Annotated in this window: 12 protein-coding genes, 1 tRNA gene and 1 pseudogene; 6 read left to right on the top strand and 8 right to left on the bottom strand. The window is 69.2% G+C overall.

The window, feature by feature from the left end; genetic code table 11:
• Positions 1–36 precede the first annotated feature (36 nt).
• The 5 genes from argS to VT85_RS19630 form a co-directional block, all read right to left on the bottom strand.
• A complete protein-coding gene (gene argS, locus VT85_RS19650) occupies positions 37–1,755 on the bottom strand; it encodes an arginine--tRNA ligase (RefSeq protein ID WP_068419241.1) in 1,719 nt (572 codons plus the stop codon).
• A gap of 56 nt (positions 1,756–1,811) precedes the next feature.
• Positions 1,812–2,417 carry a ribosome silencing factor gene (gene rsfS, locus VT85_RS26955; RefSeq protein ID WP_082858746.1) on the bottom strand — a complete coding sequence of 202 codons (606 nt, stop codon included), beginning with the start codon at positions 2,415–2,417 and terminating at the stop codon, positions 1,812–1,814.
• A gap of 187 nt (positions 2,418–2,604) precedes the next feature.
• The gene (locus VT85_RS19640) at positions 2,605–2,931 is read right to left on the bottom strand and encodes a hypothetical protein (protein WP_068419236.1); all 327 of its coding nucleotides are present in this window, start codon (positions 2,929–2,931) and stop codon (positions 2,605–2,607) included.
• Positions 2,925–4,145: a hypothetical protein gene (locus VT85_RS19635; protein WP_068419233.1), complete on the bottom strand. Its 1,221-nt coding sequence runs from the start codon at positions 4,143–4,145 to the stop codon at positions 2,925–2,927. Before VT85_RS19635 ends, VT85_RS19640 begins: the two co-directional genes overlap by 7 nt.
• 175 nt (positions 4,146–4,320) lie before the next feature.
• Positions 4,321–4,393 (bottom strand) — tRNA-Glu (locus VT85_RS19630).
• Between the two features lie 206 nt (positions 4,394–4,599).
• On the opposite strand from VT85_RS19630, the gene VT85_RS19625 reads away from it, so the two are divergent.
• Together VT85_RS19625 and malQ are read left to right on the top strand one after the other, a co-directional pair.
• Positions 4,600–5,406: an alpha/beta fold hydrolase gene (locus VT85_RS19625; protein WP_068419230.1), complete on the top strand. Its 807-nt coding sequence runs from the start codon at positions 4,600–4,602 to the stop codon at positions 5,404–5,406.
• A 64-nt stretch (positions 5,407–5,470) separates the two neighbouring features.
• A complete protein-coding gene (gene malQ, locus VT85_RS19620) occupies positions 5,471–7,093 on the top strand; it encodes a 4-alpha-glucanotransferase (protein WP_082858745.1) in 1,623 nt (540 codons plus the stop codon).
• 8 nt (positions 7,094–7,101) lie between these two features.
• On the opposite strand, the gene VT85_RS19615 is transcribed toward malQ, so the two are convergent.
• Positions 7,102–7,536: a CBS domain-containing protein gene (locus VT85_RS19615; protein ID WP_068419228.1), complete on the bottom strand. Its 435-nt coding sequence runs from the start codon at positions 7,534–7,536 to the stop codon at positions 7,102–7,104.
• Positions 7,537–7,655: 119 nt separating this feature from the next.
• Here VT85_RS19615 and VT85_RS30080 point away from each other — a divergent pair.
• The 4 genes and pseudogenes from VT85_RS30080 to VT85_RS19600 form a co-directional block, all read left to right on the top strand.
• A pseudogene (locus VT85_RS30080) lies at positions 7,656–8,201 on the top strand (hypothetical protein); the annotation flags it as partial.
• Positions 8,202–8,221: 20 nt separating this feature from the next.
• Entirely contained in the window at positions 8,222–9,256 is a 1,035-nt protein-coding gene (locus VT85_RS29315; protein ID WP_231871414.1) for a hypothetical protein, read from the top strand.
• Positions 9,246–10,052 (top strand): 3-methyl-2-oxobutanoate hydroxymethyltransferase, encoded by an 807-nt coding sequence (gene panB / locus VT85_RS19605; protein ID WP_068419225.1) that lies wholly within the window; start codon positions 9,246–9,248, stop codon positions 10,050–10,052. The genes VT85_RS29315 and panB overlap by 11 nt, the downstream gene beginning before the upstream one ends.
• A gap of 75 nt (positions 10,053–10,127) precedes the next feature.
• Positions 10,128–10,493, top strand: coding sequence for a 4a-hydroxytetrahydrobiopterin dehydratase (locus VT85_RS19600; RefSeq protein ID WP_068419222.1), 366 nt, complete (start codon positions 10,128–10,130; stop codon positions 10,491–10,493).
• Between the two features lie 11 nt (positions 10,494–10,504).
• Here VT85_RS19600 and VT85_RS19595 read toward each other — a convergent pair whose 3' ends face one another.
• Positions 10,505–11,482 (bottom strand): hypothetical protein, encoded by a 978-nt coding sequence (locus tag VT85_RS19595; RefSeq protein ID WP_068419215.1) that lies wholly within the window; start codon positions 11,480–11,482, stop codon positions 10,505–10,507.
• Between the two features lie 23 nt (positions 11,483–11,505).
• Positions 11,506–13,281 carry a lipopolysaccharide kinase InaA family protein gene (locus VT85_RS19590; protein ID WP_068422347.1) on the bottom strand — a complete coding sequence of 592 codons (1,776 nt, stop codon included), beginning with the start codon at positions 13,279–13,281 and terminating at the stop codon, positions 11,506–11,508.
• Positions 13,282–13,283: the final 2 nt, after the last annotated feature.

Below are 13,283 nucleotides of genomic sequence, written 5' to 3'. Positions count from 1 at the left end.
GGCGGGACTCCGTCTCGCGGGGGGGCAGGGCGGGGTTCACATCTGGTCGACGACGTCGATGCCGAGCAGGCCCAGGCCGAACCGGAGGGTCCGAGCCGTCAGGTCGCTGAGGGCCAGGCGGCTGTCTCGCCGCTCGGCCGACTCGGCCTTCAGCACGGGGCATTCCTCGAAGAACGTGCTGTAGGCGCTGGCCAGGACGAAAAGATAGTCGGTCAGGATGTTCGGCTTCAGCTCCAGGGCGGCCAGTTCCAGGGTCTCGGGGAGGCGGAGCAGAAGGATCCCCAGCGCCCGTTCGGCGGGGTGGCTGACCAGCAAGGGCGGCCGTCGCTCGCGGATCTGCTCGGGGCGGATCTCCCCGCGCCGGAAGATGCTCTGGATGCGGGCGTAGGCGTACTGGAGGTAGGTGGCGGTGTTGCCGTTCATGGCGAGCATCTTCGACCAGTCGAAGACGTAGTCGCTCAGCCGATTCTGCGAGAGGTCGGCGTACTTGATGGCTCCCAGGCCGACGATCTCGGCGATCCGGGCGCGTTCCTCGGGGTCGAGGTTCGGGCTGTTGGCGTCGACGATCTTGCGGGCCTCGGCGACGGCCTCGTCGAGGAGGGACTCCAGGCCCACCACGTCGCCGTCGCGGGTCTTGAAAGGCTTGCGGTCGGCCCCCAGGATCGTCCCGAACGCGACGTGCTCCAGGTCGACCTGGTCGTACCCCCAGCGGCGTGCGACGTCGAAAAGCTGTTTGAAGTGGTCGCCCTGGCGGTGGTCGACGACGTAGAGGATCTGCTCCGGATTCCAAGTCTGGGCGCGGTAGCGGATCGTCGCCAGGTCGGTCGTGCCGTAGTTGTACGCGCCGTCGCGCTTGCGGATGATGAACGGGGCCTTCATGCCCGCGACGAACGCCACGGTCGCCCCTTCGCTCTCCTCGGCGAGCCCCTTCCGCTCAAGGTCGGCGACGACCTCGGCGAGCATCGGGTCGTAGAAGCTCTCGCCCAGTTCGACGTCGAATCGGACGCCGAGCCGATCGTAGATCGTCTGGAGCGCCTTGAGGCAGTGGGGCATGAACCGCGTCCAGAGTTCGCGGTTCTCGGGGTCGCCGGCGTGGAGCCTGGCGGTCTCGGCGCGGGCGGCGTCCTCCACGTCCTTGTCCCCGGCCTTGATGCGGGACTGGGCCAGGCGATAGAGGCGGGCCAGTTCGGCCACCGGGTCGGCGGCGAAGGCCGAGTCGTCGCGGGCCGTCTTCCAGCCCCAGAGGATCATGCCGAACTGCGAGCCCCAGTCGCCCAGGTGGTTGTCGCGGACCACCTTGTGGCCCAGGGCCTCGAAGATCCGCGCCAGGGCGTCGCCGATCACCGTCGATCGGATGTGGCCGACGTGCATCGGCTTGGCGACGTTGGGCGAGGAGAAGTCGACCACGACGGTGCGAGGGGACTCGGGCGGCGTGAGGCCGATCGCCGGGTCGTTCGCCAGGTCGGCGAGCTGCACCGCGATCCATTCGTCGTGCAGGCGGATGTTGAGAAATCCGGGCCCGGCGATCTCGGGCTTGCCGGCGGTCGGCTCCAGGTCGACGGCCTCGCGAACGGCCGCGGCCAGCTCGCGGGGGTTCTTCTGGAGGGACTTCGCCAGCGCCATGCAGCCGTTGGCCTGGTAGTCGCCGAACTTGGGGTCGGCCGTCGCCCGGACGGCCCCCCGGAAGACCTGCGGGTCGCCCCCTTCGGGCGTGACGGCGCCGAAGGCGGCCCGCAGTCGGTTGAGAACATTCATTGAGCGTCGTCCGCGAGGAGGTCCAGTACGATTCGCGATCCGTGGGGGGCGGCCGGTCAGGCCGAGGGCTCGGTCGACTCGGGCTCCGGGTCGGACTCGGGTTCCAGCTCGGACTCGGATTGCTCGGGGGCCGGTATGGGCCGTTCGTTCGATCCGGCCGCGACGGGCGGGTCGCCTTCACGCAGCGGGATCTGGGGGGCGTCTCCCCAGATTTCCTCGAGCGCGTAGTAGGAGCGGCCGTCACCCGAGAAGACGTGGACGACGAAGTCGCCGTAGTCGATCAGGATCCAGACGCCTTCCTCGGAGCCCTCCATGCCGAGCTTGAGCTCGCCGAGCTTCTTCATCTCGGCGTCGATCTCGATGGCGATGGCGTTGGCCTGCCGTCGCGAGGTCGCCGTGGCGATCACGAAGTAGTCGAGCAGGGGGGTGACCTGGCGGAGGTCCAGGAGCTGGATGTCCTTCGCCCGGTTGTCCTCGGCGATCCGGGCCGCGAGCCTCGCGTGCTCCAGGGCGCGGGCGAGCCTGTCCGGGCTCCGCCGATCCACGGCCACGGGGACCATCGCGTCCTGGGCCTCGTTGATGGAGCGCGTCTTGATCGCACGGGTGCGCGGGGTCGGCGTCGAGGGCTCCGGGGATTCCGATGCGGTTTGATTCTCAGACATTCCGGCTTCCTGAAGGGTTGCGTTGCGGGCCGGGGGCCTCCCGGCGGGTGTCGATCGAACGCGCCGGTCGCAGGAGGGTCCGGCCGCACGTCTCGACGGCGAGGACTCGGTCTGCGCTCTCCAATTCCGCGCGGGGCCACCCATCCAGCATAAACGAAGGGGACCCCGCCTGACCACCGCGACCGGATCAAGTCGCGGGCGGCTGCTCGCCGTCTTGCAGTCGATCGCTGCACTGCTGGAGGATCTGGCGGGCGACTTGGTTCGGGTTGTAGCCGCCCGGGAGCCTCAGCAGGGGCTTGCCGTATTCGTCGCAGAAGGATTTCACCTCGCCGAAGGCGTGGCTGGACCAGCGGATGGCCAGGATCACCAGGGCGACGTCGGGCCTGGCGATCGAGGGCTCGAACCGCTCGATAGACTCGTGCTCGCGGGTCTCGATCCAGATCAGCTCGGCGAGTTTCAGGGCGGAGCGGAGCGAGGCGTGCGCCTCGGACCGACGGTCCCCGCCTATCAGCACGACGGCCTTGCCGGCGAGGAGCCGCGCCGCCTCGGCGACCTCGGGGCTGGGGGGCTCGGGGGGGCGGACTCCGGGGGCGGCCGCCGCGTGGCCAGATAGCGGTCGATCTCGCGGAGGACCAATCGAAGGCCCCGCGACGTTTCGTCCAGGTCCGGCATTCGCTCCAGGATCGGCAAGAGGGCTTCGCGGACCTCGACGCTGCTGGTCGGTTCCCCTTCGTCGACCAGCTCGTCGATCGTCGCGAGGATCTTGTTCCAGTCGTGGGCGTCGCCCTGGTCGGCGTCGATCCGGCGGGTATGGTAGCGGAGCCGGCTGAGGAGCGACTTTCGCTTCTTGCCCTGCCGCCGGAGGTCTTGCAAGCTGGCGTCGAGATCCTCGATCCGGGCCTGTACGCGGGCGTGGCCGCTCGGCGAGGCCGGGTCGTCGAGTTGCATGTAGCGGCGGATGTAGATCTTTTCTCGCGCCGCCGCGCCCCGGAGCCAGTCATAGGCCGCGAACTGGTCGGGGTCGTTGCGGCCGTCGATCCGTTCGGCGGCCACCCGGAGGGCGGATTGGGCCTCGGCGAGGAGGTCGAGGGCGGGCTCGAAGAATCTCCGGTTCGTTTCGACGTCCGGCAGCATGCCTCGGATCAGCGAGACGGCGTCCGCGACCGCGTCGAAGCAGCTCGCCACGTCTTCGAGAGCGGCAGGGTCCAGCGGGAGGCTGAAGTCGGGCGTGTTCATCCACAGAAAGCAGTCCGCGTCGCGGGCGCGGTCGAGGATCTCGCGGTCCCTCGGGGCGATCTCGACGGCGAAGTCCGCACCCTCCTTGATTTGACGTTCGCGGATCGCCGCCCATCTGAGGCCCTCCGCCTTCAGCCGACAGCGGACCTCGATCCCCGCGAGATCGTCGTCCGAGGTCCCCGGCGCGGCGTAGGCCGTCGGGATTTCGAGAGTGGCCGGGGAGGGCTGTCGTATCGTCCGTCCCAGCGTCAGCTCGGGGAGCGGTTCGGCGGTCCGGGATGGTGCGACGACCGGGGCCGCCGGCGCAGCCGGGGCCGTCGAGGCGAGGGCGACGGCTTCGAGGGCTTCCCCGACGAGCGCGGGCCTTTCGGTGGCCGCCAGGATCGCCGTCGCCAGGTTCCGGAGGTCGCCTCGAAACGCGTCGTCGCGCTCCGACTCGGCGAGCAGCCGCTCCGCCAGGCTAGCGATCGCTCGCAACAGGTTCTCACTCACGGCGGGCCTCCCGGACGATGGGGTCGGGGCGCTTCGGCCTGTCCATCATCCAAGATAAGGTCGGCCGCGCGAGGGGGGCGAGGGGACGGCGACGGAGGGGCGACTTTTTGATCGACGCCGCAAGATGAATGCGCATAAAAAAACGACGCCGCGTGGGCGTCGTTTTCGTTTCTAGTACCCCCACGGGGACTCGAACCCCGGTCCCTTGGCTGAGAACCAAGTATCCTAGGCCGCTAGACGATGGGGGCAGCTAAGACGTACGCAATATTACTCCAGGGGCCTGGGCGGGTCAAGGGTCCGGTGGTTTTCCCTGGGAAATCGGTATGAATCGCGGGGAACCGCGATCGGATGACTTTAATCGGCGGCCGATTCGATTTAGGCTGTCGACTTACGATATAGACGACGCGAGGGCGGGACGCTCGCGGATCGAACATGGGCGCCTGGCGGATCGGCGATGGCCACCATCTCGCTGAATGATCGCGAATTCTATTACGAGGAAGCCGGCGAGTCCGGCGAGCCGCTGGTCTTTCTGAGCGGCCTGGGGGGCGACCACCGCGCCTTCAGCCTGGCCCAGCGACATTTCGCCGGGGGCTTCCGGACGCTGGCGTTCGACTCCCGCGACGCCGGCCGAAGCTGGCGGGCGGACGCGCCCTACACGACGGCCGACATGGCCGACGACGTCGCCGCCTGGCTCGACGCCCTGGGGATCGATTCGGCGCACGTGGTCGGCCATTCGCTCGGCGGCCTGGTCGCCCAGGAGACGGCCATCCGGCGGCCCGACCTGGTGAAATCGCTGGTCCTGGCCTCCACCCACGCCGGGTCGAACCCCTGGCGTAAGGCCGTGATCGAGTCGTGGATCCGCCTGCGGGAGCTGACCGGTCCCGACGTCGTCCGGTTCTCGCAAGGGACGCTCCCATGGCTCGTGGCCCCTCCGTTCTTCGAGCATCCCGAGCTGATCCAGGGGCTCGTCCGGTTCGCCGAGCGCAACCAGTGGCCCCAGGACGCGGCGGCGTTCACCCGCCAGGCCCGCGCGGCGATCGAGCACGACGCCCGCGAGCGGATCGGCCGGATCACGGCGCCCTGCCTGGTGCTGGTCGGGGAGCGGGATCTCGTCAACCCCCCCGCCGTGGCCCGGAAACTGGCCGAGGGTATCCCAGGGGCTCGGCTGCAAGTCCTGCCAGGGGTGGGGCATATGCCCCACATTGAGAACAAGGCCGATTTTCGGGACGAGCTGGAACGGTTCCTGCAAGGGACTCGCTGAACCCGAGGGACGTCGGGACGAGCGGAGCCGGTTGGTCGAGTCGAGGATCCTCACGAGGTTGAGAATGCGATATCCCAGGTCAAGCGGCATCCTCATGCACCCGACATCGCTGCCGGGGCGGTTCGGCGTCGGCGACATCGGCCCCGAGGCTCACAAGTTCGTCGGCTTCCTCGCCGAAGCCGGCCAGCGCTGGTGGCAGATGCTCCCCCTCGGCCCGACGGGGGCGGGGAATTCGCCGTACCAGTCCCACTCCTCGTTCGCCGGCAATCCTCTTCTGATCAGTCCCGAGGGCCTTGTGGCCAGGGGATGGCTGGCTGAGTCCGACCTGCCCGAGCCGGTCGAGCCGTCGGAGGAGGTCGACTACCTGGAGGTGATCACGGTCAAGAACGCCCTGCTCGCCAAGGCGTTCGGCCGGTTCTCGGCGGCCGACCCGGAGTTCCATCGCTTCGTCGTCGCGGAGAAGCACTGGCTCCAGGATTACGCCCTGTTCATGGCGATCAAGGAGGTCCGTCAGGGGAGCGCCTGGTTCACCTGGGAGCCAGAGCTGGTCTCTCGACGGCCCGAGGCGATGGAGGCGTTCGCCCGCGAGGCCGCCGAAGCGGTCCGATTCCATGAGTTCGTCCAGTTCGTGTTCTACCAGCAGTGGAACGCGCTCCGAGAGACTTGCCGGAAGCACGACGTGAAGCTGGTCGGCGACATCCCCATCTTCGTCGCCCACGACAGCGCCGACGTCTGGGCGCGACCCGACCTGTTCTTCCTCGGGGTCGACGGCCTGCCGACGTACGTCGCGGGGGTGCCGCCGGACTACTTCAGCGAGACCGGACAGCTCTGGGGCAATCCTCTCTACGACTGGGAGGCGCACGCCGCCGAGGATTACGCCTGGTGGACCCGCCGCATCGGCGCGCTGTTGAAGCAGGTGGACCTGATCCGCATCGACCACTTCCGGGGTTTCGAGGCGTACTGGGAGGTTCGCGGCGGCGCCGAGACGGCCGAAAACGGCCGCTGGGTCCCAGGACCCGGCCCGGCGCTTTTTCATGCGCTGCGGAAGGAGTTCCCCGAGCTGCCGTTCATCGCCGAGGACCTCGGGGTCATCACCCCCCCGGTCGAGGCGCTCCGGGACGAGTTCGATCTGCCGGGGATGCGCGTCCTCCAGTTCGGATTCGCGATCGATCCCGAGGCCGAGAAGCACCTTCCCTATCGGCACGTCCCCAACTGCGTCGTCTACACCGGCACGCACGACAACGACACGAGCTACGGCTGGATCTCGAACCAGCACGTCGACACGACGCAGTCGCTCGCGGAGATCGAGGAGGAACGCCTCTTCGCGCTTAGGTTCGTCGGCGGCGATGGGAAGGAGTTCGGCTGGGACCTGATCCGCCTGGCGCTGAGTTCGGTCGCCGACGTCGCCGTCGCCCCCATGCAGGATGTGCTAGGCCTCGACAGCAAGGCGAGGATGAACATCCCCGGCCGCGGCGAGGGGAACTGGAAGTGGCGGATGCTGCCCGACAGGCCGACGGCTTCCGAGATCGACCGTCTCGCCGACCTGACGGCTCTCTACGGCCGATGGAACGGGAGGCTCCCCGAGTCTCACGACCTGCACCGCAAGGCGATCGTCAAGCTGCCGCCCGACTTGAGGCCCGAGTCCGCGTCGGGGGGCGACCACGACGCGGACCTCGGCCCGACGTGAGGTCCTCCTCAAAGGTCTCCGTGGATGTAGGACATCAGGTGGCGGTTCTCTGAAGAGACCTTGTCGTACATGAGCTTCACCACGTCGCCGACGGAGATGACGCCGACCAGCGAGCCGGCCTCGAGGACCGGGACCTTGGCGATCCGGCGCTCGCTCATCAGGCCCATGACCTCGTCGACGGAATCGTCGACGCGGCAGGTGCTGGGGTTGCAGGTCATGACGTCCGAGACCAGGAGCCGGCCGAATCCTTCGCCGCGGTGGTGGGCCAGCCGGAGGACGTCGCGTTCGGACAGGACGCCGACGAGCTTCCCCTCGGCGTCGACCACCGGCAGCGAGCCGACGTCGTTCTGGACCAGGCGGGCGGCGGCCTGTTCGACGGTCGCCTCGGGATCGATCGTCACCACTCGTCGGCCCTTCAGGTCGAGTACCTCGCTCACAAGCATGGCGACCTCCAGACGTAGCGTTCGTGGGGAGCCCGGCGCGGAGATGGGATGGGCCCGCGGCCTTGGCTGAGATCGAGATGGGATCACCGGTATCGTGACGCGCCGATTCGGCCGACGCAATGCAATTCGGACCTGGATCGGCGAATGAAGAGATTTTCACCAGCCTGAAAGGTGATCCGACGAGCGCCATGACGAATCCGATGATCCCGAAGGACCCGTCGGTCGGAGAGGGCCCGGGCGTGGGGAGGGGCCGAGCGGCCCGCCTGGCGCTGGTGCTCCTCGCAGGCGGATTGCTCCGGTCGCTGCACCCCGGCCAGCCGATCGTCGAGAACTACGTCGGTCGCCAGACGCCCACGGCGATGGTGGCCCGGAACCTCGAACGAGGCTCCGGCTTCCTGCGGCCCCAGCTGGACACGGCCCCGTTCCCGAACTATTTCGTGGTCGAGCCCCCGCTTTATCAAGGGCTGACGGTCGGCGTCCGGAGGTTGACCGGGCTTCCGCTGGACGTCTGCGGGCGGCTCACGTCGGCCGCCGCCGCGGCCCTGGCGGCCTGGGGCGTCTACGCCTTGATGCTTCGTCGATTCGGCGAGAACCCGGCGCTGGCGGCGGCGGCCGTCTTCTCGATGTTGCCGGTCACCATCCGATACGGGCGGGCGTTCCAGCCCGACGCGCTGATGATCGGCGCGTGCACCGCCGGCCTGGCCCTGTGGGATCAGGCGGTCGCGCGGGGGGGGGCCGCCGCCGCCTCGCGCTCGGCTGGCTGCTCATGGCCGCGGGCCTTGCGGCGAAGGCGACCGCGGCCTACCTGCCGATCGTGGCCTTCCTCGCCGTCTTCCCGAAGCGCACCTGGAAGACCTTCGTCCTATGCGTTTCCACGCTCCTGCCGGTGCTCGCGTGGTACGTCTGGGCGGACCGGCTCGCGGCCACGGCCGGGGGCTCGCGGGCGGCGACGGACAATCGGGCCATCTGGCTGGGACTGATCGGCCTGGGGGCGCTGGCCTCGGGCGAGACGTGGCGTTACATCGTCCGCTTCCTGGTCGTCCGCGCGTTCACGCCGGTGGGATTGATCGGGGCGATCTGGGGGCTCGGCTCGTGTGGGAGGCGGGATCGGGGGGCCTACCTCTGGTGGACCTGGGCCGGTTTCGCGACGATCGCGATGGCCCTGCTCGCGCGGAAGCTGCACCACGAGTATTACTGGCTTTGCCTCGCTCCGGCGGTGGCGGCGGGCCTGGGCCTGGCCTGGCATCGGCTCGACGCCTGGAGGCCGGGCGCCGCCTTCGCCGCGGCGGTGTCGTTCGCCGGGCTGTCCTTGATCCTCTCAAATTCGACCTGGCGCGTCCCCGACGAGTGGGAGACCCTCGACGCGGCCGGTCGCGCGGTGGCGGAGGCGACCACGCGCGACGGCCTGGTCGTCGCCCCCGAGGCGCTCCTGTATCGCGCCGATCGTCGCGGCTGCCGTCTCGAATACACGTTCGCGGCGGCGACTCGCGCGGCCTCGGAGTGGGAGCCGGGCTCGTCCGGCCTGACCCCCGCCGATTTGATCGAGTTCTATCGGGCCCACGGCGCGCGTTGGGTCGCCGACGTCGGCGCGGAGGCCGGCGACCTCGCGCGACTGGACTTGCACGACGCGATCCGGCGGCGTTACAAAGTCCTGATCGACCGGCCCGAAGTCCTACTGGCCGAACTCGCCCCCGGAGAGCCTGCCGGCCATGCCGACTGACGATCGCGAACGCCCCGTCACGATCCTCGACTTCGACGCCTGGAAGAAGCAAGGACGGAAGATCTCGGTCCTCACGGCTTACGACCACGCCACGGCCCGCTGGCTCGACGACGCCGGGGTCGACTGCCTGCTCGTGGGCGACTCCCTCGGCACGGCCGTCCAGGGCTGTGAGACGACCCTGGGGGTGACGCTCGACCAGATGGTCTACCACGCCGAGATGGTCGGCCGGGCCTGCCGTCGCGCCTTCGTCGTGGCCGACCTTCCCTTCCTTGCCTATCAGGCGTCCCGCCCGCAGGCCATCCGATCCGCCGGCCGCATCCTCAAGGAGACGCGCTGCCAGGCCGTGAAGATGGAGGGGGGGCGGCGGATCGCCGCGACCATCCGCGCGGTCGTCGACGCCGAGATCCCGGTCATGGGCCACGTCGGCCTGACCCCGCAATCCGTGCGGAGGTTCGGCGGCTACAAGGTCCAGCGCGAGGCCGACGCGATCCGGGCCGACGCCCAGGCGGTCGTCGAGGCCGGCGCGTTCGCCCTGGTCCTGGAATGCGTCCCCGCGGCGCTCGCCGAGACGATCACGGCCGAGGTCCCGATCCCGACCATCGGCATCGGCGCGGGGGCGGGATGCGACGGCCAGGTGCTCGTCGTCCATGACATGCTCGGCCTCATCCAGGGCTTCCGGCCCCGATTCGCCCGCCGGTACGCCGAGATCGGCGACGCCGTCCAGCAGGCCGCCGCGCGGTTCATCGCCGACGTCCAATCGGGCGACTTTCCCGGCGATTCCGAGAGTTTCCACTGAGACGACGCAGCGTCGGCGCCGACTTCGCATGCTTCGAATCCGGGGCGTGTTCGTTCGTCTTCCAGGAGCGTGGCCATGAGCATCCCGACGCTGACCGAGCTGACCTCCAAGAAGTGCGTCCCCTGCGAAGGGGGAGTCCCACCGCTTGAGCCGGACGTCGTGGACGCCCTGATCCGGACCGTCCCCGGCTGGACGCTCGACGAGGACGGCAAGCGGATCCACCGAGGCTGGACGGCCCGGAACTTCGTCGCCGGCCTGCATTTCCTGGATAAGGTGGGCGAACTGGCCGAGGAAGAGGGCCACCATCCCGACCTGCACCTGGAAGGTTATCGCAACGTCGCGATCGAGATCACGACGCACGCGATCGGCGGACTGAGCGAGAACGATTTCATCCTCGCGGCCAAGATCAACGCCATCCCGATCGAGGTCAAGCGAAGCTGATCGCGACCCGATCAGAGGCCCAGGAACGTGCCGAGGCGGCGGAGCAGGCCTGGCCGTCGGGGGTCGGCGGCGGGCCGCGGAGACGGCTCCGCGGAGCGGTCCTGGAGCCTCACGACGCGGTCGTGCGACTTGTCGGCAGCTGTCGGCTTCCGGGCGACGAGCCGCGCGGGCTCGACGCCGAGGTGCGCCAGCAGCGCCGAGTCGTCGGTTCCGCGCGCAGCCAGGGTCTCGGCCAACGTCGCGGCCCCTGCGACGCCTCGTGACCTGAGATGGCTCAGCAGCAACGGCGCGCCGGTTTTGGCGTCGCTGAGCAGCATGTCGACCCACGCCCAGGATTCGCGATAATCGCGTGGTTCCATCTGGTGAACCTCGTCGAGCGTCTCCAGTCGCCGGAGGTCGGGACGCCATCCTTCCTTGACGTCGGCCGTGAGTCGATCGAGGCGCCGCTCGCGGTCGCCGGGGTCGTCCGGGCCGACCTCGAAGTATTCGGCGAGCCCCTCGTCGAGCCAGAGCGGGATGTCGCCGAATCGTCCGCGAAGGAGTGCGTGGGCGGCCTCGTGACGCAGGTCCTCCTCCAGCATCGGCCCCTGGTAGGTATAGACGATCCGCTGGTCGTCCTGGGCCAGGAAGAAGGCGCGGCGGGGGGGGAGTTCGGGGAAGTAGAACCGGAGGAGGTGGAGGAACGCGTTCCGGTCGTCGAGGACGTAGACCTCGATCGGCCCCTGGTCCTCGTCCTCGGAGCCGTTCAGGCGGGTCGCCAGGTCGCTTCGGAGGTGGTCGAGCGCCTGGACGGCGGGGGCCTCGCGCTCCATGGGCGCGTTCGAGTAGAGGACGAACGGGCCGGTCTTCAGTTGCTGGGAGGTGGGCAGGAGGGTCGGCCCGCGCTTGGCGACGGTCGAGCATCCGGACGCGAGGAGCGCGGCCGCCAAAGCGAGCCGGGCGGCGAGGCGGAGCCTGGGCGGTCGGGTCGAGTTGCGGGGCCTGTTCACGTCCGGTCCCTCCAGGGAGTCGATCAGGAAAGCGGGCGCCCCCGGCGCTGGTTCCGGGCCTGCTTGGTGCGAGACGCGGCCTCGATCGCCCGCCAGAACATCTTCCATTCCCCAGAATGCATGAGACGCGGGGGGAGGTAGGCGCGGAGGAAGCGGAGCGAGGTCGTCCGCGTCCGTCCGGGGGCGTCGGCGAGGCTGACGCTGAGCCTCGCCAGGTTCTGGACGCGGCGGTGCATGGGCAACGGGTTCTTGAGCCGGACGCCGACCAGGTCGATCAGGGAGAACAGGTCCTCGTTCGGCCCGGCGTCGCGACTGATGAGGATGTTCGACGCCTTCAAGTCCCGATGCGAAAGCGACCGCTCGTGAAGTTGCCGGACGAGCCCCGCGAGGGCCGACGTCAGCCGTCGGACTTCCGGCTGGAGGGCCGTCTCGTCGAGATTCGGCAGTTCCTGGAAGACGTGCTCCGAGAGGGTCGCGGCATTGGGTTGCTTGACGGTGATCAGGTAGGTCTCGTAGGGGAGGACGCCCTGGAACGGCGAGAACCAGGGCTTGCGCCGGCGGGCCACGAACGCCAGGTTCTGGGGGGTGGGGACGCCCCGGCTGGCCAGGTGCTGGCCCGCTTGCCAGGACCGCCAGGCGCGGGAGGGGCGGAAGATCGCCAGGACCGGATCGATCCACTTCTTGCGATTGAACCGCTTGTAGACCACGGAGGTCGGCCGGCCGTCGACGAGCATGGTCGTCTCGACGAGCCGGGTCGTCCGCGAATCCTTCATGAGCCGCGCCCCGGGGGCGGCGAACGGAGCGTCCGGGTCGATCAGCAGCGGCGCGACCTCCGAGGGGTCGAGGTCGCGCGAGGCGATGCACAGGGCGTTGTTCGACTTGTAAACCTGAAAGTACTTGTTGGTCGATCGACAGCGCTTGCCCCAGCGCCGCCAGAGGCGCTCGGCCCAGAGCCGGGTGGATTCCTCGACGCCCAGGGCGAACTCCCGGGCCGAATCGGGGGAGCCGTCCCGGGCTTCCAGGTACGCTTTGAGGAACCGGCCGCGGTCGACGCGGCTGCTCCGGGTCCAGAAGTAGTGGTCGAGCAGGGCGAGGTTGCGTCGGGCCTTGCCCCAGTCGAGGCTCTTCTCCGTGCGGAGGGCGTCCAGGTCGATCATCGCCAGCCGGGGCGCGTCGTCCTCGTCGAGCCGGACCAGGATGTTGCCGGGATGAAAGTCGATGTGCTGCATCTTGGCGTTGTGCAACCGCGCCGTCAGCACCCCCAGCGCCAGGGCCAGGCTCTGGCGCAGCCGGGACCGCCGCGGTTCGGGGATCTCGGGCAGGTCGCGCTCGACGAACGCGTCGAGAGGGACCGCGTCGGGGATCTCGCCGGTGATCAAGAAGTTGTCGAACAGGAACCCGCGCTTCCGGCGCTCGCCCAGGGCGATGGGGGTGATGGTCGGGACGCCGATCGAGGCCAGGTTCAACGAGCGTTTGCCCTCGTTCCGGCCCTTGCCGCGGCGGAACCACTGGCGGTACTTGGCCCGTCGGTCGGGCACCAGGTAGTGCTTGATGAAGATCGCCGAGTCCGGGAGCTGAACCCGGTAGACGACGCGGTGGGGGCCCGACTTGATCGTCTCGACCCGGCCCTCGGCCTTCCATTCGTCGAGCCGGAGCCCGTTCGGGCCGAGGAGGGCCTCGCGCCAGCGGCCCTGGAGCCACCAGCCGACGTCGCCGGCCTGCTCGAAGCTCCACTCCGGGGGCTTGAACATGCGGCCGGCCGTCGTCTGCGGCCGGGTGCTGGGGAGTAATACAGTCATGA

It is taken from the genome of Planctomyces sp. SH-PL62, assembly GCF_001610895.1.
GTDB lineage: Bacteria > Planctomycetota > Planctomycetia > Isosphaerales > Isosphaeraceae > Paludisphaera.
The sequence above is the reverse complement of the archived record's forward strand: the minus strand, read 5'-3'. Positions and strand labels throughout refer to the sequence as shown.